Genomic DNA, 21,401 nt, shown 5'->3' with positions numbered 1-21,401 from the left:
ATCAAAAGGTAACCTTACAACAGAGAGCAGGCTAATTTTTCATGCGCAAAAAACTTCATACTAACCTTTCCTTCAAAATCGGCGGTTTGGCTGCAGCCCTGCTGCTGCTCGTTGCATTTATGCTGGCAAGCGTCATGTTCGGCGTGAACCATTATTCATGGGACACCATCGTAGCGTCTTATACGCAGCCTGACGGTTCGAATGATCATCTCATCATCCAAACGTCCAGGATTCCGCGGGCGCTGATTGCCGCCATCGTCGGGGGGAGTCTTGCGGTGGCCGGAGCCCTTATGCAAGCGATCACGCGCAATCCTCTCGCTTCTCCAAGCATCTTCGGCGTGAATGCCGGTGCCGCTTTTGCTATCGTACTATCGGTCGCTTTTTTTGATGTGTCCGGCTTATCGCAATTTGCTTGGATCGCCTTTCTCGGGGCCGCCGTCAGTTCATGCGCCGTTTATTTGTTAGGTTCCGTAGGCAGGGATGGCTTGACGCCGATCAAAATCACGCTTGCCGGGTCAGCCATTACGGCTTTGTTCTCCTCGCTTACGCAGGGAATCCTGCTGGCGGACGGCAAAGCATTCGATCAGGTACTCTTCTGGCTCGTAGGCTCTGTCGCCGGACGGACGATGGAAATGCTGCTTTCGGTGCTTCCTTATATGCTCATCGCATTGGTCGGCGCACTGCTGCTGTCTCCCCATATCAATGTTCTGACAATGGGCGAAGACGTCGCCAAAGGCTTGGGGCAGCATACCCTGATCATCAAAGCCTCGGCGGCCGTCGTCATCGTTTTGCTTGCCGGTGGTTCCGTCGCGGTAGCGGGTCCTGTTGTGTTTGTCGGCATCATCGTGCCGCATATCGTCCGCTATCTCGTTGGCATCGATTACCGCTGGGTCCTTCCTTATTGCGCGGTGCTGGGGGCTTTGCTGCTGGTCGGCGCGGATATCGGCGCGAGGTTTATCGTCATGCCGAAGGAAGTACACGTCGGGGTAACCACTGCATTGATCGGCGTTCCCTTCTTTGTGTATATTGCACGCAAAGGAGGTCAATGGAGATGAGCGAAACCAAAAGCAAATACATTTCCGTACGCAGTAAGGCGTATTCTTTTCTGGTCAGCAAAAAAGCGCTGCTCGTAACATCGGTCTTGTTCCTCGTTACGATCTTGGTGATGATTCTCAGCACAGGCATCGGAAGCGTATATGTCACGCCGGCGGATGTCGTCCGTTCTGTTCTCGGAATCGGAGCGGATACTAACGACACCATCATTCGCTCCTTGCGTTTGCCTCGCGTCGTCATTGCCGTCCTGATCGGGGCCTCGCTTGCAGTATCGGGCGCTATCCTCCAAGGGGTGGTACGCAATCCGCTGGCTTCCCCCGATACGATCAGCATCACCGGCGGAGCTACGTTCGGAGCCGTTTCGTTTTTTTTCTTTTTATCCGAGAGAGCAAGTATTCAATGGCTTCCTTTAACCGCGATCATCGGAGCGTTTCTGGCAACGGTCGTCGTGTACTTACTCTCGTGGAAAAACGGCGGAGTCACCCCGCTTCGCCTTGTGCTCATCGGAATCGGGTTCACGGCGGCCATGAGTTCCTTATCTTACATGCTGATGATTTCCGCCCCCATCGTGATGGCGAATCAATCACTTACGTTCATGACCGGGAGCATTTACGGGGTTTCTTGGGACGGAGACGTGCTTCCGCTTCTGCCTTGGGTAACGATTCTGCTGCCGGCGGTATTCATTTACTCCCGGCACGTCAATATTCAAGAGCTCGGCGAGGATGTGGCGCGCAGCGTCGGCAGTTCTGTGCAGCGGCAGCGTATGCTGCTGATTTTGCTCAGCGTCGCGCTGGCCGGTGCGGCCGTTGCATTCGGCGGGGCCATCGGCTTCATCGGATTGATGGCGCCGCATATGGCACGCAAACTGGTGGGACCGGCTTTTGGCGCTTTGCTGCCGGTGTCGGCGCTGATCGGAGCGCTCATCCTGCTGCTGGCTGATCTTGCAGGACGTTCGCTATTTACGCCGCTGGACATTCCTGCCGGAGTGTTCACCGCCTGCATCGGTGCACCTTTCTTTATTTATTTGTTATATCACAGCCGCAATCGCGGATAATTGAATATCCACAATCTCTTTGCCAAAAAAGCGAATGAAGGAGAAGATTCCTATGACCGCCATTCAATCGAACGACCTGTGTCTCAGCTACGGTGAAACTTGTATCTTCCAGGACCTGAACATCTGCCTGCCCAAAGGAAAAATTACCGTATTTATCGGCAGCAACGGCTGCGGCAAATCGACGCTGTTGCGTTCGCTCGCCCGGCTGTTGACGCCGAAAAGCGGCCAGGTGGTACTGGACGGCAGCGATATCGCTACTTTGAAGACGAAGGAAGTCGCACGGCGAATGGCTATGCTCCCGCAAGGTCCGTCGGCTCCGGAAGGACTAACTGTGCTTCAGCTCGTCAAGCAAGGACGGTATCCGTATCAGAATTGGCTGCAGCAGTGGTCGAAAGAAGACGAATCGATGGTTCAACGGGCGCTGGAGCTCACCAACATGAAGCACCTTGCCGAACGTTCCGTCGACTCTCTGTCCGGCGGTCAAAGACAGCGCGCATGGATCGCCATGACACTGGCTCAAGGGACTCCGACCATTTTACTCGACGAACCAACAACGTACCTTGACCTTGCTCACCAGATTGAGGTACTCGACCTGCTGTTCGATCTGAACGTACGGGAGCGGCGCACCATTGTCATGGTACTGCACGATATCAATCTGGCTTGCCGGTATGCGGATAATATTGTGGCCATCAAGGACCGGAAGGTATGGGCGGAAGGACAGCCGCAGGACGTGATCACCGAAGAACTGATTAACAGTGTGTTCGATCTGGAATGCCGTATTATCGAAGATCCGTTGTTCGGCACCCCGATGGTGGTTCCTTACGGCAGCGGCAAACAGCCTGGACAGCTTCATGGCGCTTCAGATACGGAGACGCCTGCCGCATTAGTGGTATAACAATTCAAACGCTGAGCTCTGCGATGAGTCTCAGCGTTTTTTATTTTGCGTATCCTTGATGACCTTGGACACAGTTGGGAAAAATAAAAGGAGATCTTGAAAGGAGCGTGTCCCAAGCAATGCATTCGTTCATGTATTTCATGCAGCACCACTGGCTATCGGTTGTGCTGATCACCGGGATTGTCCTTGCCGCCGTGTTCGTGTATAAATACTGGGATCATATCGTCATTAAGGGCAGCGGCAGAAAATGAGCCGCCGGAGTTCCCGGGCTTATAGCCCCCGGCCATAAGCCCTTTATCCGAATGAAGTCACACCGGTAACTAATTTATGTACGGCGGCCGCGGCAATACATCCGATCAGCAGGCAGTAGAACAGCTTGACCATGAGCCTATCCGTCCTGTCCTCCACCGACATATATCCGTTCATGGTCAGCACAAAAATCGCCGTCAATGCAAATAACATAATGCTTTCTCTTTGCTTTGAACCGCTGATGAAGCTGATTAGCAAATGGAAACAGATCAGAGAAATAAATAACTGATTGAAAATGCCTCGAGCCTTTTCTTTTTGCCTGTTCAAAGAGGAAATAGAAAAGAAAAACAGGCCTAAAAAAAGTAAACAGCCTGCATATACCATCATTCTGGAAACTGCATCATACGTCATTGTCATATGAAAGAGAAAAAGATACACTTGAAATAAAATCAGCTTTATGACATCATGAAGTACCTCTTTATTACGGAATCCATGCATACGGTATCAACTTCCTTATCTTCACTGAAATGGATCTATTAAAATATATACTCGCAGCGGTTCCCCCTTATGCTAGTTTTCTAGTAATATTTTTGCCATGCTGTTTTCGATATGCCTTAGACCATACTAAAAAACGCCGGATTTGAAGGCTATGCCCTCAAATCCGGCGTTATTTGTTTTATACTAAAGCTTTCTTTGCAATATCCGTCCGATAGTGTTTTCCCTGGAAACGGATGCGGTCGGCTTCCGCATAGGCTTTGGCACGAGCTTCCGCGATATCGCGGCCCAGTGCGGTTACGCCAAGCACCCTGCCGCCGCTGGTGACGATGCTTCCATCCTTCACAGCGGTCCCGGCATGAAACACGAGCGCATCTTGAACCTCGTCCAACCCTTCGATCGGCAGCCCTTTCGAGTACGATCCCGGATAGCCCTCGGAAGCGAGAATGACGCATACCGCAGCTTCGTCGCTCCACTCGATGTTCATCCGGTCGAGACATCCGTTGATCGCAGCAAGGAAAATGTCCAGCAGATCGGTCTTCAACCGAGGCAGCACGACCTGTGTCTCCGGGTCGCCGAAGCGTGCGTTGAATTCAATCGTCTTCGGTCCATTCGGCGTAAGCATCAGTCCCGCGAACAACACGCCGCAGAACGGTCGGCCTTCGGCTACCATGGCCTTGGCCGTAGGCTTGATGATCGTTTCAATCGCCTCATCGATAATCGACTGCGGAATGTGCGGCAGCGGTGTATACGTGCCCATACCGCCCGTATTCGGTCCTTTATCATTATCGAAAACCGGCTTATGGTCCTGTGCCGGAACCATCGGACGTACCGTTTCCCCGTCTACGAACGACAGGATGGACATTTCTTGTCCGGTCAGAAATTCCTCGATCACCACCTGGTTGCCGGACTCGCCGAATACTTTGGCAACCATGATGTCGTGCAGCGCCTTCTCCGCTTCTTCCAGCGTCTGAGCCACCACAACGCCTTTGCCCGCGGCCAGACCGTCTGCCTTAATGACTATCGGCGCCTTTTGCTTACGAAGATAGGCCGCGGCATCCTCATAGTTGTCAAAGGATTCATAAGCCGCCGTCGGAATGTTGTATTTTTTCAGCAGCTGCTTGGTAAACACTTTGCTTCCTTCAATGATCGCCGCATTCTTTCGGGGACCGAAAACCGGAATTTGCTTGGCCTCCAGATGGTCGACAATGCCCTCGTACAACGGGTCATCCGGTCCGATCACGACGAGGTCGATCGAACGGTCGATCGCAAATTGGGCGATCTCTTCAAATTGATTCACCTGGATAGGCACACATTCAGCCACACCGGCGATGCCTCCGTTGCCCGGCGCACAGAACAACTCCTGCACTTTCGGACTTTTTTTGAGCGCCCAACAAATCGCATGCTCGCGGCCGCCGCCGCCCACTACCAATATCCGCACGTTTGGCTCCCCCTTAATCTTTGTTTACGATCAGCAGCTCGGTCTCTCCGCTTCCGAGGCGAATCGTTTTGACCAGCAGTGAAATTTTATTTTCGTCGTTCAAAACGTGCCAGTAGGTGTCCGCGATTTGCTTCGCATCATTTTGAAGCGGAACGAGCGCCGGCTCGCCTTGGAAGGAAGGCAGCGGGTTTCCGTCGCCCGCATACGTATGGATGCAGTGACCGAAGCCGGGAAGTGCCTTCTCATAAGTATAGGTATGCCGAAGCGTCTGTTCTTCCGTATTGTCGCCGGACTTCAAAATTGACAGCTTGTAGGCAAACTGACCGTCCTTCAGATCTACGAGACCGCTGATGCGGGGAGTGAAATTCGGCGCATCCGGTTCATACGTCCGGGTAGCCAGCGCAATCTCGAAAGATCCGCCCGCCTGCAGCGCTTCATGAATCGTGTTGGTCTGGTCGCCGTTGGTCACAATATGCGCCCCGTTCACATGCTTGACCGGGTAATAGATAATCAATGAAGGATCCGTCAGCTTCGCCGGATCTTTCGCTTCCGTGCGGACAAACCCGTTCTCTTCTTGAACAAACACGCGGTTACGGCTGTTTTCGCTGCGTCCCATAATCCAGTAAACCTGTACCAGACGCGTGCCGTCCGGCGTTAAACCGATCACGATCCCGCGGCCGGGATAAGCATTCTCTTTCAAACCATTTAGATATTGATCCGCTTTTGCGGCTCTATTCGTCGACACGTTGTTTTCCTCCCCGGTTTAATGGATTGCTTAGTGGTGGAACAGACGAACGCCGGAATACATCATGACCATTCCGTAATCGTTGGCCGCCTGCACGACTTCCTCGTCCCGCATCGAGCTTCCCGCCTGTACGACGTATTTCACGCCGCTGCGGCTGGCGCGATCCAGATTATCGCGGAACGGAAGGAAAGCATCCGAACCGTAAGAAACGCCCTGCAGCTTGTTCAGCCACTCCCGCTTCTCTTCACGCGACAAGCGCGCCGGCACCTCTTCGAAGCAAGCTTCCCAAGCGGCTTGCTCCACCGAGGTCAACTCCTCTTCAAGCCAAAGGTCGATCGCATTGTTCTGCTCTGCACGGGATAAGCCTTGACGGAATTTCATGTTCAGGGCCGTTGGATGCTGGCGAAGAAACCAACGGTCAGCTTTGTCTCCCGCCAGCCTCGTACAGTGAATCCGCGACTGCTGCCCGGCTCCGATGCCGATGGTTTGGCCGTCCAGCGTATAGCAAATAGAATTGGATTGCGTATATTTGAGGGTGACAAGGGCAACTAAAAGATCCCGCTTCGCATGTTCCGGCAGCTCTTTGTTCTTCGTAACGATTTTTTCCAGAGCCGATTCATCAATGACCGCGTCGTTGCGTTCCTGCTGCAGTGTAAGACCGAACAGGGTGCGGGTTTCGATCGGATTCGGCACATAGTCAGGATCAATCTGAAGAATCAGATAGCCTCCGTTCTTTTTAGCCTTGAGTATTTCCAGCGCCTCGTCCGTGTAGCCGGGCGCCACAACAAGATCGGATACCTCCCGCTTCAACAATTGAGCCGTCGAAGCATCCACGATATCGCTAAGTGCGGCGGCGTCGCCGAATGAGGACATACGGTCGGCGCCGCGGGCACGCGCATAGGCCGTCGCCAGAGGAGAAAGCTCCAGGCCTTCAACGAAGTAAGCCTTCTTCAGTTCGGGTGACAGCGGAGCGGCAACGGCAGCCCCTGCCGGGCTTACATGCTTGAAGGATGCGGCCGCAGGGAGTCCGGTAGCACGGCGCAATTCGCGGGCCAGCTGAAACCCGTTGAGGGCATCCAGCAAATTGATGAAGCCGGGATCGCCGTTCAGAACCTTAACCGGCAGTGCTCCTTCACTAATGAGCTTCGCTTGTTTTTGATGCGGATTCATTCCGTACCGCAGATTCAACACGTTCTTAGAGCTTGTCGTTTGGCTCATGGTGTTATCCCATCCTTTGGTTTATGATCAGCAGCTTGTTCCAGGTGGATGCTGCCGTCGCAAATGCCTTGTATCACTTCCGGATACAGCCGGTGCTCTATTTGGTGTATGCGTTCGGTGATCGACGCCTCCGTATCGCCGGGCTGAACGTCGATCGCGCGTTGAGCCAGGATAGGCCCGCTATCGAGCCCTCCATCGACCAGATGCACCGTCACTCCGGTGACCTTCACGCCGTGACGGAGCGCTTGTCCCACCGCGTCAAGCCCCGGAAAAGACGGCAGCAGCGAGGGATGGATATTGATCATACGTCCCCAATACGCATCCACCAATACCTTGGTAATAATTCGCATATATCCCGCAAGAACGACAAGATCGACGTTCCTTAGCTGCAGCTGTTGTAAAATTTCACGCTCATACGCTTCTCGGGAGGCATACTCTTTCGGGTTAAACGCAAATACAGGGATACCGGCCGCTTCCGCCCTCTCCACTACCTTGGCCTTAGGGCGGTCACAAACCAAAAGCTCGATGCGTGCATCGAGCCGTCCTTCCTTCACCGCATCCGCAATCGCTTGAAAATTGCTTCCGTTCCCCGATGCGAACACGGCAATGCCGAGAGGAGCCCTTCTCATACGGCTGCCCCGTTAAATGTGACAATGCGCTCCCCTGCCGTTACACGTCCAAGCGTATAGGCCTTTTCACCGTGACGCTCGAATAGCTCCGCCGCTTTCGCCGCTTGGTCTTCGGCTACGATAACGACCATCCCGATCCCCATGTTGAACGTACGGAACATATCGTTATTGCTGATTTCGCCTTCTTGCTGCATCAGTTCAAAAATCGGAAGAATCGGCCATGAACCATAATCAATCTCCACGTTCACGCCTTCAGGCAGCACGCGCGGAATATTCTCCAGGAAGCCTCCACCGGTAATGTGCGCCATGCCCTTGATCTCTACCTGCTCCAGAACGGCAAGCACCGGTTTGACATAAATCTTCGTCGGCGCCAGGAGCGTATCGCCGAGACTCCCGCCCAATGCCTCTACGTGATCGTGCAGGCTGTAACCCTTCTCCTCCAGCAGAAGCTTGCGGACAAGCGAGAAGCCGTTGCTGTGCACGCCGCTTGAAGCCAGGCCAAGCACAACATCTCCCGGACGAATCGTCTTGCCGTCGATGATCTTCTTTTTGTCTACGACACCGACGGTAAAGCCGGCGATATCGTATTCGCCTTCGCTGTACATGCCCGGCATCTCCGCCGTTTCGCCGCCGATCAAAGCACATCCCGATTGCACGCAGCCATCGCTGATGCCCTTGACGATCGCTTCGATTTTCTCGGGAATGACCTTGTCGCAAGCGAGATAATCGAGGAAAAAGAGCGGCTCCGCTCCCTGTACCACGATGTCGTTCACACACATCGCCACGGCATCGATGCCGATCGTATCGTGTTTATCCATCGCGAACGCGATTTTGAGCTTCGTGCCGACTCCGTCGGTTCCAGAGACAAGCACCGGCTCTTCATATTTATCTTTGTTCAAGCCGAACAGTCCGCCGAAACCGCCGAGCTCCGTCAATACTTCCGGTCGGAACGTCGTCTTGACGTGCTTCTTCATACGTTCCACCGCTTCGTTACCGGCTGCGATGTCAACACCGGCCTTTTTATATGCATCGGACACTTGGTATTTCCTCCCCAAATCGATATGACCCTAATTTCGCCGCTGTGCGACGCCTAAATCATCGTTACACCGCCCGCGCAATGCAGTAGTTGGCCGCCTTGTGGTTTTTACTAGCCATCTGAACGCCAATCGAGGCTAGCCGCGCGGATTGCTGCGCTGTTTTTCACCCTTACAGCTTCGAGACTGAGGGCCGCTGCACGGTCCCTGCCCCGTCACTTTTCAAGCACGATCCGCCTCAATCGCAGCCACAGCTGAGCGCGGCTTCGTCTGGGACCGGCGTCGGATAATGGTTGTCGAAGCAAGCGGTGCAATGCCCGCGGTTGTATTCGCCGCCGGGACGGCCAATGGCCGTGAGCAAGCCTTCCTTGCTCAGGAAGTGAAGAGAATCCGCGTTGATCGCCTGGCGAATCTCTTCCACCGACTTCACCGCGGCAATAAGCTCCTTGCGGCTGGGCGTATCAATGCCGTAGAAGCACGGGTTTTGGAACGGCGGCGAACTGATCCGCACGTGCACCTCCGAAGCACCCGCTTCGCGGAGCAGATTCACGATGCGCAAGGACGTCGTCCCGCGCACGATCGAGTCGTCGATCATGACGACGCGCTTGCCTTCCACAATGCTGCGTACCGCAGACAGCTTCATTTTCACGCCCTGCTCGCGCAGCTCTTGGCTCGGCTGGATGAACGTCCGGCCGGTATAGCGGTTTTTGATCAGCCCCAGCTCATAGGGGATGCCTGTCTGCTCGGCGTAACCGATAGCGGCAGAGATGCTGGAGTCCGGCACACCGGTGACGACATCCGCATCGACGAACGATTCGATCGCCAGCTGGCGCCCCATGCGTTTGCGCGCGGAGTGAATGTTCGTCGAATCGATGTCGCTGTCCGGCCGGGCAAAATAAATGTATTCCATCGCGCAAATGGCGCGCTGTTTAATCGGTGAGAAACGGTCTTCCGTCAATGTGCCGGTCTTGAGGTCCATGACCAACAGTTCGCCGGGTTCAATGTCCCGATAGTACTGGCCGCCGACCGTATCGAATGCGCACGACTCGGATGCGAACAGCTTCGCGGTTCCAAGACGGCCCATGACAAAGGGACGCAGCCCATATGGGTCCCTTGCGGCAATGAGCTTATCCTTGGTCATGAAAAGGAACGCATAGGCGCCCTCTACCTTCAGGAGCGTTTCTTTCACGGCGCTGACAATATCGTCGTGCTTGGAACGCGCAATCAAGTGCGCAACGACTTCCGTATCGCTCGTTGTTTGGAAGATGGAGCCTTCCTTCTCCAACTGGCGCTTGATGGCCGGGGCATTGGTCAGGTTGCCGTTCGTTGCAATCGCCAGATCCCCTTCCCGATACTTGAATACGAGCGGCTGCGCATTGGCCAGCTTGCTTTCGCCCGACGTAGAGTAACGCACGTGGGCGATCGCGTTGGAGCCAACCAACGTTCCAAGGTTTTCGTTATTGAACACTTCCTTCACGAGACCCATGCCGCGATGATAGTTGAACGAATCTCCTCCGGTTACGCAGATTCCCGCACTCTCCTGGCCGCGATGCTGGAGAGCATGCAAGCCGTAGTAGGAAAGCGAGGCTGCTTCGGAGTGGCCGAACACTCCGAAGACACCGCACTCTTCTCTCAGCTTATCGAACAGTCCGTCATGGCTGCTGCCGACCCCTTCATTATAATAATCTCCGGTCCACAGCTTCGGCACCTTGACGGAACTCGCCCCTTTGCCCTTGATATTGCCTAGTCCTTGTCCGCCGACTCTCAGTTCATCAGACATGGAATCGCATCCTTCCAAACCTTTTCTAGTTGTGTTACAGATGCATCAATAACCGATTTTCCATTGACTTGAACGTTCAATTCCTGTCCGCCAACCGTACCCAATACCTGCACAGGTACGCCCGCTTCCGACAGCAGCTTCTGCAGTTCTTCCGCCTTGTCCGGCGCGGCGCTGAGCAGAATGCGCGACTGGCTTTCGCTAAACAGCGCTACGTCATTGCGCAGTTCGCTGACAAAGTTCACCTTTGCACCGATCTTCCCGCTAATACAGCTCTCTGCCAATGCCACGGCCAGACCGCCTTCCGACAAGTCGTGAGCGGAGGCTACAAGTCCGCTTTGAATCGCACGCAGCACGGCATTCAGCAGCGTTTGCTCCACATCGAGGTCGATCTGCGGCGGACGGCCTTCCGTTACGCCGTGCAAAACGTATTGGAACTCGCTGCCGCCAAGTTCCGCTTTCGTCTCGCCAAGCAAGAGAACGATATCGCCTTCGCGTTTAAAGCTCTGTGTCGTAATATGGTCGATATCATGAACCAGACCGACCATACCGACAACCGGAGTCGGGTAAATCGCACCTTTGGCGTTCTCGTTGTACAAGCTGACATTTCCTCCGATTACCGGCGTATTCAGCTTGCGGCATGCTTCCGCCATCCCGTCGACCGCTTTCTCCAGCTGCCAGAAAATTTCCGGCTTCTCCGGACTGCCGAAGTTCAGGTTATCCGTAATGGCCAGTGGCTCCGCTCCCGAGCACACGTTGTTCCGAGCCGCTTCAGCTACGGCGATGCGTCCGCCAACCTCAGGATCCAGGTAAACAAAACGTCCGTTGCAGTCCGTCGACATTGACAGCGCCTTACGGGAGCCGCGAATCGTGATCACCGCCGCATCCGAGCCCGGTTGAACCGCGGTCGAAGTCCGCACCATATAATCATATTGGTTGTATATCCATTCCTTGCTGGCTACCGTAGGCGATGCCAATACCTTCATGAGCGCATCGTTCAGATCGGTAACCTCAGGGTAGCGAAGGGTGTCGATACGGCCGTTTTCCTCATAATAAGCAGGCACAGCCGAAGGCTTATGGTACATCGGAACATCGTCCACAAGCGCTTTAACCGGCATATTGCCGACCAGCTCGCCCTTATGGTAAAGCTTCAGGTTGCCGTCGTCCGTCACCTTACCGACCTTATGACAAGGTAAGCCCCAACGTTCAAAAATCGCTTTCGCCTGCGCTTCATGCTCAGGCTTCACCACGAACAGCATCCGTTCCTGGGATTCTGACAGCATCATCTCGTAAGGCGTCATGCCTTCTTCGCGCTGCGGCACCTCATCGAGATAAAGCTCCATGCCGTTGCCCGCTTTGCTGGCCATCTCGGAGCTGGAACAGGTAAGCCCGGCGGCGCCCATATCTTGAATACCGACAACGATTCCCGAGTTGATCAGCTCAAGGCAGGCTTCGAGCACCAGCTTCTCCATGAACGGATCGCCGACTTGAACGGCCGAGCGCTTGGATTCCGACTTTTCAGACAAATCCTCGGAAGCGAATGTCGCCCCGTGAATGCCGTCGCGTCCTGTTGCCGGACCCACGTAGAATACCGGGTTGCCGACGCCTTTGGCCACGCCTTTTTGAATTTTGTCATGCTCAATGATACCGACACACATCGCGTTGACGAGCGGATTGCCCTCATAGCTCTCGTCGAACATCACTTCGCCGCCCACCGTCGGAATTCCGATACAGTTACCGTACCCCGCAATGCCCGATACGACGTTCTCAAATAAATATTTCACGCGATCGTTGGTCAGCTTGCCGAAACGCAGGCTGTTCAATAAAGCAACCGGACGCGCGCCCATTGAGAAAATATCGCGGATAATGCCGCCCACGCCGGTAGCCGCGCCTTGATACGGCTCAACGGCCGACGGGTGGTTGTGGCTTTCGATCTTAAACACCACCGCCTGGTTGTCTCCGATATCCACGATACCGGCCCCTTCACCAGGTCCCATCAGGACTTTTGGTCCACTGGTCGGGAATTTTTTCAATACCACCTTGGAGTTTTTGTAGGAGCAGTGCTCCGACCACATGACGCTGAATACGCCGATCTCTACGTAATTCGGTTTCCGTCCGAGGAACCCGCAAATCTGTTCATACTCCGAGTCCGTAACGCCGAACTGCCTGTAAATCTGCTGCTCTGCAATTTGTTCCGCTGTTGGTTCCTTAGCCGATAGCTGCTGCGCCATGCTTCTCCCTCCAAGTGCTCAATATCGATGTAAACATCCTCCGTCCGTCCGCCGAGCCCAAGATCTCATGCACCGCACGCTCCGGGTGAGGCATCATGCCAAGCACGTTGCCCTCACGGTTGCAAATCCCTGCAATATCGTCCACCGAACCGTTCGGATTGCTGCCTGCTTCATATCGGAAAACGATCTGGTTATTGGCCTTCAGCTCAGCCAGCGTCGCCTCGTCGCAGTAGTAATTGCCTTCGCCGTGAGCGATCGGAATGTTGATCAGTTCGCCCTTATTGTATTCTTTGGTGAAGGGGGTATCCGTGTTTTCCACTTGCAGAAGTGCCGCGTGACAGCGGAACTTCAAGGACCGGTTGCGTAGCATCGCGCCTGGAAGCAGCCCCGATTCGAGCAAGATTTGGAATCCGTTGCAAATGCCGAGTATATATTTGCCTAGCGCCGCGGCTTGAACCAAAGCGTTCATCACAGGAGCAAACCGTGCGATAGCGCCTGTACGCAAATAATCGCCATAGGAAAAGCCCCCGGGAAGGATGATGCAGTCATATTTTGACAAATCCGTCTCTGTATGCCATACATAATCCACAGGCTGTCCGATCGTATCCTCCACCGCTTTATAGCAGTCGATATCGCAGTTGGAGCCCGGAAATACCAGTACCGCAAAATTCATTGTTCGTGCTCCTCCTTTTATTAGGCCTGTACCAGCTCGAAACGGTAGTCCTCGATCACCGTGTTGGCCAACAACTTTTCACACATGGCCTTTAAACGCTCTTCCGCAGCCGCGCGGTCATCGGTGTTCAATTCCACTTCCAGATACTTGCCGATTCTTACTTTCTCCACCTCGTCAAAACCCATTGAATGGAGCGCGCCTTGAACGGCGGTTCCCTGAACATCTAGTACGCTTTGCTTGATCGTTACATACACGGTCGCTTTAAACATCGGATAAGTACCTCCTGCAAAATGTTTGTTCGTTCGATCTACCGCAGAGCGGCAATTACCCTTGCACCAAACGGTTATAAATATCGCGGTAACGCTTGGATGTTTCTTCCACTACATGCAGCGGCAAAGGATCCGGCTCGCTGTTCTTGTCCCAGCCTGTGCCTGCCAAATACGTACGTACCGGCTCCTTATCCATACCGTCGATCTCAATATCGAGCTCGTACTTTTCCTGCGCCCAGAATCGGGAGGAGTCGGGAGTAAAAATTTCATCAATTAATATAATTTCGCCGTCAATAAGTCCAAACTCAAATTTCGTATCCGCCAAAATGATGCCGCGCTCGGCACAAATCGCATGAGCAAACTCGTACAGCCGGATGCTCTTTTCCTGCAGCTGTTCCGTGAGCTCCGCTCCAACCAGCTCTTTCATCCGCTCGATGGAAATGTCTTCGTCATGTCCGACATCGTTCTTTGCAGCAGGGGTGAAAATCGGTTGGGGAAACCGCTCGTTTTTCCGCATTCCTGCCGGAAGCTTATGTCCGTTTACCTCGCCTGTCTGCTGATACTGGCGCCAACCGCCGCCCGTAATATACCCGCGGACCACGCATTCGATATCGATCCGCTCTGCTTTGCGCGTAACCATAAAGCGGTCCTTCATCACCTCGCGGTCCGTAATCAGATCGCCGAGCTTATCCACATCCCCATGAACCATATGATTCGGCTGTATCGAAGCCGTCCGCTCGAACCAGAACTTGCTCAAGCTGTTCAGTACGTTGCCCTTGTCCGGCACGGCCGGGCTGAGCACCCAGTCGAATGCCGAGATCCGGTCGGTGACCGCAATCAGATAGTGTTCGCCGAGATCGTACAGTTCCCGCACCTTGCCCTTATACAGCAGCGGAGCCTTCACATAGGCTTCCGCGCTTGAAATGGCCGTTGTCGCAGCGCTCATCGTCCTTCTGGCCTCCCCTTTATCAGCTCAAGCCCAAACGCTTGAAAATCGTATCCACATGCTTTAAATGCCAACTCGGATCAAATGCATCCTCGATCTCTTCCAAGCTCAAAACTTCCCGTACCGCCGGCGTATTCTCAATAATTTCGCGGAACGAGCGCTGCTCTTCCCACGCCTGCATCGCTCGCGGCTGAACCGTATCGTATGCCTGCTCGCGGCTGAAGCCCTTGTCGATCAGCTTTGTCATTACGCGACCGGAGAAAGGTACGCCGTATGTGCTTTGCATGTTGCGCTTCATATTTTCCGGGAACACCGTCAAGTTTTTCACGATGCTGCCCAAACGGTTCAGCATATAGTTAAGCAAAATCGTCGCATCCGGTAAAATAATACGTTCCACGGACGAATGGGAAATATCTCTCTCATGCCACAGCGTAACGTTCTCGTATGCGGACACCATATGACCGCGGATCACACGCGCCAAACCGGAGATGCTTTCGCAGCCGATCGGATTGCGTTTGTGCGGCATAGCCGACGAGCCCTTCTGTCCCTTGGCGAACGGCTCCTCCACCTCGCGGAACTCGCTCTTTTGCAGCGCGCGGATTTCCGTCGCAAATTTGTCCAGCGAAGTCGCGATCAAAGCGAGCGTAGCCATATACTCCGCGTGGCGGTCGCGCTGCAGCGTCTGCGTCGAGATCAGCGCGGGCTTCGTGCCGAGCTTGCCGCAGACGTATTCCTCTACGAACGGGTCGATGTTGGCGTATGTGCCTACGGCGCCGGAGATTTTACCGTACTGTACGCCGTCGGCAGCAAAGCGGAACCGCTCCAGATTGCGTTTCATTTCCTCATACCAGAGCGCCATTTTCAAGCCGAAGGTCGTAGGCTCGGCATGTACGCCATGCGTCCGTCCCATCATCGGCGTATGTTTATAAGCGATGGCTTTGTCACGAACAATATCGATGAAGTTTATGATGTCCCGTTCCAGAATTTCGTTGGCTTGCTTGAGCAAATAACCGAGAGCCGTATCCACCACGTCCGTCGAGGTCAGACCGTAATGCACCCATTTGCGTTCAGGTCCCAACGTTTCGGATACCGCACGGGTGAACGCAATGACGTCGTGGCGGGTTTCCTGTTCAATTTCGTAGATGCGCTCAATATCAAAGCTTGCCTTTTTGCGCAGCTCGACAACATCTTCCTTCGGAATGACGCCCAACTCGGACCAGGCTTCACAAGAAAGCAGCTCCACTTCCAGCCAAGCCTTGAATTTGTTTTCTTCCGTCCAAATAGCGCCCATTTCGGGTCTTGTATAGCGATTGATCATTGGTTCCCCATCCTTCGTTTAATTCTTTTCTATAGATTCCCAAATATGTGAAGCCTCTATCCAATGAAATGCCGCTTCCACCGTTTCGGACAGCAGATTGACGTGTCCCATTTTCCTTCCTGTTTTGGCTTCATGCTTGCCGTACAAGTGGAGCTTCGCCGTCACGCCGGGCACAACCCGCTCCGATTCCGGATTCACGATCCAATCCAGCAACGGCTGTACGTGCTCGCCCAATACGTTAACCATCACTACAGAAGAGAGCAGCGCCGTATCGCCCAGCGGAAGGTTGCATATCGCCCGGATATGCTGCTCGAATTGCGATGTCCGGCACGCTTCCATCGTATAATGACCGGAGTTATGCGGACGCGGCGCAAGCTCGTTGACGTACAGCTCTCCATCGGCCGTCAGAAACATCTCTACTGCAATCAGACCGATCACATCGAGCTCTTCGGCAATTTGCCGCGCCATCGCTTCCGCCTTCTTCAACACGGCTTCCGGCGCACGAGCCGGAACAATGGACAGATGCAAAATATTGTTCACATGCACGTTCTCGGCCGGCGGAAACACCTTGACTTCCCCCCGCGGGCTTCTGGCCGCAATCACGGATATTTCTTTCTCAAACCGGATAAACTGCTCAAGTACCAGCTCCGTTTTGGCCTTGCTCAAAGCGTCATAAGCCTCCTGCACTTCTTCCAGCGAACGGATGATCCATTGGCCCTTGCCGTCATAGCCGCCCGTTGCCGTTTTGAGCACGCAGGGGGTTCCAAACCGCCGTACCGCTTCACGCAGCTCCTCTTCATTTTTGATCTCCGCATAAGGTGCTACCTTGACTCCGGCAGCTTCAATCGCCCGTTTCTCGCGCAGCCGATGCTGCGTGGTGTAAAGCAATCGGCTGCCCTGCGGCACATACGATTCGGCCATCAACAGGGAAGTCACTCCCGCATCCACGTTCTCGAATTCATACGTAATGACATCCGACTGTTCCGCTAACTGCCTTGCCGCCGCCGCATCGTAATATTCTGCAACGATCTGGCGATCGGCCACCTGTCCGCAGGGCGCATCCGGCATCGGATCCAACGTAACAAAGCGGTAGCCCATCGCGCGTCCGGCCAAAGCCAGCATCCGGCCAAGCTGCCCGCCTCCAAGGATGCCTATGGTTGCCCCCGGTGCATGCACCCGATCAGGATTGTACGCCTTGCTTGCCATATTCTCTTGCGTCATTCCAGCACGCTCTTTTCCACTACCGTCTTTGCGATGCGCTCGCGCCGTTGCGTTATTTTCCGCTGCAGCTCCGGATCGAATGCCCCAAGCATCTGCGCTGCGAGAAGACCGGCATTCGTCGCCCCGGCATGTCCGATGGCCACCGTAGCGACGGGAACGCCGCCTGGCATCTGTACGATGGACAGCAGAGAATCCAGACCGTTCAACGTGGACGTTTTGACCGGAACGCCGATCACAGGCAGCACTGTCTTGGAGGCTACCATACCCGGCAGATGCGCGGCTCCGCCCGCGCCCGCAATAATCACCTTCAGCCCCCGCTCTTGTGCCGACGCTGCATATTCGAACATCAGGTCAGGCGTTCTGTGTGCTGAAACGACTTTTTTTTCATAGGGCACACCCAGTTCCTCCAGCACGCCGCATGCATGCTTCATCGTCTCCCAGTCCGATTGACTGCCCATAATGACTCCTACAAGAACTGACATCCGTAAACCTCCATGTCGTTTATCATCTGGCTGATATAAAAACAAAAACGTCCTTTTGATAGACGCTGGACCGCTAATGCACAGTCTATCGGCAGGACGACAAGAAATATCCACAAGCGAAAGCTAAGGCCATTGCACCGCAGTGCAGACCTTCTATACTATCGCTCACTCGTAGTCCAAAAATTTAAGGTTTTCGGGTAGAAACTTTCGGGCCTTATTCCCGATGATATACGAGAGATTATTCGACTTTTTCCGAATGATTATCCATTCGCTGATACGTTTTCAGTTTAACAGGCTTTAACACTGGATGTCAACTACAAAAGACGAACATTAACTAAAAAGACATAAATAATAGTTCGCATTTCGTACCCTATTCATTCAGATTTTTCCTGATAGTGGCATGTTTTATTTTTATATTCTTCAGTTCCTCGAGGCCGTCTTCGACTTCTGTCTTGGATAAATTGCCTGCAGCCAGCCGCTCTTCTTCGACAGAACGCCAGCGTTCGTACATGCGTATCCCTTCATCCAGCACCGTTATCCACTCCTCACGGAGATGTTCATCCTCGTTTAGCTCGTCCAATAAATGAAATAAAACATCCTCGCTTTTGGCATATTGTCCGCAATCCTCATAATAAAAAACAAGCTTATGCATGGTATCCGTCGGCATAGACGCACGGTTCGCGAGAGCCAGCGCCGCATCGATCCGCTCTTTGAACATCCCGCCCAATTCATCCCGGGGATCCATCTCCCTGGCGGTGAGCAGCAAGTCCAGCGCCTTTAAGCCGTCCTTAATTGCAGCAGCCGCGTGACCGCTCTCTTTCTGTGCAGCGCCCCGCGCGTTCAGCATATCTCCTAAAGCCAGCACTTTTCCTTGATCGACATGTCCGTCCTTGGAAAGCAGTGCGAGCAAATCCTTGGTAGATAAAGCGTGAATCAGCCTGGAATTCAGCCCTAACAATTGACGCATGGCCTGATTCAACAGTTCAAGGGCTTCCTGCAAACTTTGATTTTTCCTTGCGAACATTACTTTATGCAGCACTTCCGTCGTCTGCTCAATCAACCGCATGAGATAATCGCGTCTGTACATGATCTCTTCCCTTCAATTCTGGCCGTGTCGTTCTTTTTATTGTACAGGATTATGCAGCATGAGGAAAACCGGCGCTAGAAGCAATTCCATTATGAGGGAATGATTGGATGATTTTGTGCATTGAACCGGAACATTATCCTATGTTAGGCTTTTAAAAGCCGAATCGTACAGCTTAATTATGTGTACGTACGGGGGACTAAGCACTTGGGGTGAATGCTTGCAGGCTGCACGGCTGCGCTAGGGAACAACCTCTTCCCGAACCCGACAACTAACCTCGGAGGCAAAAACAGGAGGGAACGCATCATGAATTTTCGTTTCAAAAACATGCTCCTGGCATGTGTATTTGCCGTGCCTTCAGTTTTAACGGCATCTATACCCGCACATGCGCAGGAACCTGTACGCCTGGCTGATGACGTCAAGGTACAGGTAAACAAAAAGCTCGTGGCATTTCCGGATGCACAGCCTTTTGTGGATGAGAATCACAAACTTCAGGTCCCCGCGAGAGCGGTTACGGACAAGCTCGGGTACAAGCTTCAGTGGGAACAAGACGGTTCCCGATTCACCATTACAATACAGAGCAGCGACAAAACCGTTTCGCTGTCGACCGGTGACCGGAGCATGACGGTTAATGGAAAGCCGACTCAAATTACGGACCCGGCCAAGTTTGTAGACGGACGCGTGTATGTCCCTTTTCGGCTGATTTCCGATACTTTCGGAATCAAAACCCAATGGGACAAGATCAACCGGATCGCGATTCTCAGCACGGACGGCCAATATCATGCTCCCGCATGGTACCGCCCGGTGAACAAGGTTAGCAAGGTACCGAATTATTCCAAAGTGATCGTAGCCAAGGCTACGGCCTATACTGCTTCTGCCGATGAGAACGGCGGTTATGCGGGACTCGACTATATGGGCAACCCGCTGCGTCTGGGCACCATTGCCGTAGATCCGTCCGTGATCCCGCTCGGCTCTAAAGTGTATGTCGAGGGTTATACGTATGATGGTCTTCCTGCCGGCGGAATGTACGCCACGGCAACCGATACAGGAGGTGCGGTGAAAGGCAACCGCATAGACATTTTCCTGCCTGAGAGCAAAAATAAAGCAAGAATGTTCGGAATTCAACAAGTAAAAGTATATATTCTCGGTTCATGATCTTATTTGATTCTCATCCATAGCACGAAGCGGCCGTCTCTCCATCGAGGCGGCTGCTTTTTTTTGGCTGCCGGACTTGCCGCATACTTTTGTTCTGACGTCCAAAACCTAAGATGGTCATGTCAGAACGGAGGTCGATTCGTTATGCATCGCCGTATGTGTAGGTTCATGATTGCTTTGGTGGTCCTGTTTCTTACCGGCGCCGCACCCTCAAACAGCGAGGTCGTATGGAACGTCGAGACGGATCAGAAGCTGATCGCACTTACGTTTGATGATGGGCCGAATCCGGTGTATACGCCGCAGATTTTGGATTTGCTGAATCAATACGGGGCTAAAGGCACTTTTTTCGTTATTGGCAAACGCGTGCAGATGTACCCTGCCATTGCCATCCGCGAGGTAAACGAGGGACATGAAATCGCCAATCATACGTTCGATCATCATTACTTGAAAAACTTTCCCCCCGAACGTCTCGTAGAAGAAATCCGCCAAACCCAGGAGGTTATATTCGATATCACAGAACAAATGCCGCACGTTTTCCGTCCCCCTGGAGGTTTTTACAATGATGCCTTGCTTCAATCTGTCAAAAAGGATCAACTTACGGTCGTGATGTGGTCTTGGTATCAGGATACGCAGGATTGGAAAAAGCCGGGCGTAGACAAAATTGTCCGCCAGGTTCTGGACAATGCCCACAACGGCGATATTGTGCTGTTCCACGATCTTCAAGGGGACTGCACCCAGACCGTAGAGGCTCTTAAACAAATTTTACCCGAGCTGACGCGGCGGGGTTATCAGTTCGTCACCGTATCAGATTTGATTGCCAAAACACGCAAATAAACCGTTTATCTTCAAAAGATGTGATCATGGTGCGGTCGGGATGTCCTATGATATAATCAATTGGAATTCAATAAGCTATGTTATGAGGGATATCATGCTTTCTTTTGAAGAAAAACGTGCCGTTGTGGAATCGTTCCCGGAGTTGGAACGTAAAAATGTATCCTTGGGCCGGATCAATTATCATTATGAAAAAAGCGCCCATGACAAAAAGATTGTGGTTTATCATCTGCATCCGAACGGTAACGGTTTTGTTTATGCCGGTCTTCTGTATGGTTACGATCAGGATGACAAAGGCTTGGTCAATATTCGTGATTTCTCCAAGGAACAGCTTCATGCGATCATAGAGGCCTCCATCCGCTCTCTCTCCCCGAGAACAACAGAGGAACAGGCCATTATTGGAGATGCAAAAGAAGAAAGATGGATCGGTCCGGATAACCATACGCTTGTGCTGCTGGAAGAAGACGAAATGTGGTATGTGTACTCGGGACTTCATCTGGAGTCCGCTTTTGACACCTATGCTGAGGCGATCGAATATCTGCACGATGAAGGATTTTCACGTATGTAGCTTTATCGCTTAGTTTCAGGACCACGCTTGGTG

22 protein-coding genes and 2 riboswitches are annotated in these 21,401 nt (G+C 53.2%); of the genes, 7 read left to right on the top strand and 15 right to left on the bottom strand.

Translation table 11 applies throughout. From position 1 onward, the window contains the following. Positions 1-41: 41 nt before the first annotated feature. From IJ22_RS24880 to IJ22_RS26440, 4 genes are all read left to right on the top strand, one after another. Positions 42-1,055, top strand: coding sequence for a FecCD family ABC transporter permease (locus tag IJ22_RS24880; protein WP_062410704.1), 1,014 nt, complete (start codon positions 42-44; stop codon positions 1,053-1,055). Then, positions 1,052-2,107 carry a FecCD family ABC transporter permease gene (locus tag IJ22_RS24875; protein ID WP_062410703.1) on the top strand — a complete coding sequence of 352 codons (1,056 nt, stop codon included), beginning with the start codon at positions 1,052-1,054 and terminating at the stop codon, positions 2,105-2,107. Before IJ22_RS24880 ends, IJ22_RS24875 begins: the two co-directional genes overlap by 4 nt. Before the next feature lie 52 nt (positions 2,108-2,159). Then, the gene (locus IJ22_RS24870) at positions 2,160-3,002 is read left to right on the top strand and encodes an ABC transporter ATP-binding protein (RefSeq protein ID WP_054819448.1); all 843 of its coding nucleotides are present in this window, start codon (positions 2,160-2,162) and stop codon (positions 3,000-3,002) included. A gap of 107 nt (positions 3,003-3,109) precedes the next feature. Beyond that, entirely contained in the window at positions 3,110-3,253 is a 144-nt protein-coding gene (locus tag IJ22_RS26440) for a hypothetical protein (RefSeq protein WP_160327411.1), read from the top strand. Between the two features lie 43 nt (positions 3,254-3,296). On the opposite strand, the gene IJ22_RS26435 is transcribed toward IJ22_RS26440, so the two are convergent. From IJ22_RS26435 to IJ22_RS24795, 15 genes are all read right to left on the bottom strand, one after another. Further along, a complete protein-coding gene (locus tag IJ22_RS26435) occupies positions 3,297-3,464 on the bottom strand; it encodes a hypothetical protein (protein ID WP_160327410.1) in 168 nt (55 codons plus the stop codon). Positions 3,465-3,927: 463 nt separating this feature from the next. After that, positions 3,928-5,187, bottom strand: a complete 1,260-nt coding sequence (purD, locus tag IJ22_RS24860) for a phosphoribosylamine--glycine ligase (protein ID WP_062410701.1) — start codon at positions 5,185-5,187, stop codon at positions 3,928-3,930. A gap of 13 nt (positions 5,188-5,200) precedes the next feature. Then, positions 5,201-5,932 (bottom strand): IMP cyclohydrolase, encoded by a 732-nt coding sequence (locus IJ22_RS24855; RefSeq protein WP_054819446.1) that lies wholly within the window; start codon positions 5,930-5,932, stop codon positions 5,201-5,203. A 30-nt stretch (positions 5,933-5,962) separates the two neighbouring features. Continuing rightward, complete coding sequence (locus IJ22_RS24850) at positions 5,963-7,150, bottom strand: phosphoribosylaminoimidazolecarboxamide formyltransferase (protein ID WP_062410700.1); 1,188 nt, start codon at positions 7,148-7,150, stop codon at positions 5,963-5,965. After that, entirely contained in the window at positions 7,147-7,779 is a 633-nt protein-coding gene (purN, locus tag IJ22_RS24845) for a phosphoribosylglycinamide formyltransferase (RefSeq protein WP_054819445.1), read from the bottom strand. Before purN ends, IJ22_RS24850 begins: the two co-directional genes overlap by 4 nt. Then, on the bottom strand, positions 7,776-8,816 hold the full coding sequence (gene purM / locus IJ22_RS24840; protein ID WP_062410699.1) for a phosphoribosylformylglycinamidine cyclo-ligase: 1,041 nt from the start codon (positions 8,814-8,816) through the stop codon (positions 7,776-7,778). The genes purN and purM overlap by 4 nt, the downstream gene beginning before the upstream one ends. Before the next feature lie 235 nt (positions 8,817-9,051). Continuing rightward, positions 9,052-10,593: an amidophosphoribosyltransferase gene (gene purF, locus IJ22_RS24835; protein ID WP_082660949.1), complete on the bottom strand. Its 1,542-nt coding sequence runs from the start codon at positions 10,591-10,593 to the stop codon at positions 9,052-9,054. Beyond that, complete coding sequence (purL, locus tag IJ22_RS24830) at positions 10,578-12,821, bottom strand: phosphoribosylformylglycinamidine synthase subunit PurL (RefSeq protein ID WP_062410698.1); 2,244 nt, start codon at positions 12,819-12,821, stop codon at positions 10,578-10,580. The genes purF and purL overlap by 16 nt, the downstream gene beginning before the upstream one ends. Next, positions 12,799-13,494, bottom strand: coding sequence for a phosphoribosylformylglycinamidine synthase subunit PurQ (gene purQ / locus IJ22_RS24825; protein ID WP_062410697.1), 696 nt, complete (start codon positions 13,492-13,494; stop codon positions 12,799-12,801). Before purQ ends, purL begins: the two co-directional genes overlap by 23 nt. 20 nt (positions 13,495-13,514) lie before the next feature. Continuing rightward, a complete protein-coding gene (gene purS / locus IJ22_RS24820; RefSeq protein WP_054819443.1) occupies positions 13,515-13,763 on the bottom strand; it encodes a phosphoribosylformylglycinamidine synthase subunit PurS in 249 nt (82 codons plus the stop codon). A gap of 55 nt (positions 13,764-13,818) precedes the next feature. Beyond that, the gene (locus tag IJ22_RS24815) at positions 13,819-14,709 is read right to left on the bottom strand and encodes a phosphoribosylaminoimidazolesuccinocarboxamide synthase (protein WP_062410696.1); all 891 of its coding nucleotides are present in this window, start codon (positions 14,707-14,709) and stop codon (positions 13,819-13,821) included. A 22-nt stretch (positions 14,710-14,731) separates the two neighbouring features. After that, a complete protein-coding gene (purB, locus tag IJ22_RS24810) occupies positions 14,732-16,027 on the bottom strand; it encodes an adenylosuccinate lyase (RefSeq protein WP_062410695.1) in 1,296 nt (431 codons plus the stop codon). 18 nt (positions 16,028-16,045) lie between these two features. Continuing rightward, positions 16,046-17,248, bottom strand: a complete 1,203-nt coding sequence (gene purK / locus IJ22_RS24805) for a 5-(carboxyamino)imidazole ribonucleotide synthase (RefSeq protein WP_062410694.1) — start codon at positions 17,246-17,248, stop codon at positions 16,046-16,048. Then, positions 17,245-17,730 carry a 5-(carboxyamino)imidazole ribonucleotide mutase gene (purE, locus tag IJ22_RS24800; protein WP_054819442.1) on the bottom strand — a complete coding sequence of 162 codons (486 nt, stop codon included), beginning with the start codon at positions 17,728-17,730 and terminating at the stop codon, positions 17,245-17,247. The genes purK and purE overlap by 4 nt, the downstream gene beginning before the upstream one ends. A 152-nt stretch (positions 17,731-17,882) precedes the next feature. Next, positions 17,883-17,984, bottom strand: a riboswitch (purine riboswitch). A 116-nt stretch (positions 17,985-18,100) separates the two neighbouring features. Then, positions 18,101-18,817: a DUF6483 family protein gene (locus tag IJ22_RS24795; RefSeq protein ID WP_062410693.1), complete on the bottom strand. Its 717-nt coding sequence runs from the start codon at positions 18,815-18,817 to the stop codon at positions 18,101-18,103. A 146-nt stretch (positions 18,818-18,963) separates the two neighbouring features. Further along, positions 18,964-19,115, top strand: a riboswitch (cyclic di-AMP (ydaO/yuaA leader). Between the two features lie 5 nt (positions 19,116-19,120). Here IJ22_RS24795 and IJ22_RS24790 point away from each other — a divergent pair. The 3 genes from IJ22_RS24790 (at position 19,121) to IJ22_RS24780 (ending at position 21,368) form a co-directional block, all read left to right on the top strand. Next, positions 19,121-19,969, top strand: a complete 849-nt coding sequence (locus IJ22_RS24790) for a stalk domain-containing protein (protein WP_054819439.1) — start codon at positions 19,121-19,123, stop codon at positions 19,967-19,969. Between the two features lie 144 nt (positions 19,970-20,113). After that, positions 20,114-20,803, top strand: coding sequence for a polysaccharide deacetylase family protein (locus tag IJ22_RS24785; RefSeq protein WP_062410692.1), 690 nt, complete (start codon positions 20,114-20,116; stop codon positions 20,801-20,803). 94 nt (positions 20,804-20,897) lie between these two features. Further along, complete coding sequence (locus tag IJ22_RS24780) at positions 20,898-21,368, top strand: hypothetical protein (protein ID WP_062410691.1); 471 nt, start codon at positions 20,898-20,900, stop codon at positions 21,366-21,368. The last annotated feature ends 33 nt before the right edge of the window (positions 21,369-21,401 follow it).

This window comes from Paenibacillus naphthalenovorans (assembly GCF_001465255.1).
Classification (GTDB): domain Bacteria; phylum Bacillota; class Bacilli; order Paenibacillales; family NBRC-103111; genus Paenibacillus_G; species Paenibacillus_G naphthalenovorans.
Note: the sequence above shows the minus strand (reverse complement) of the source record. Positions and strands in the feature narration are given on the sequence as shown.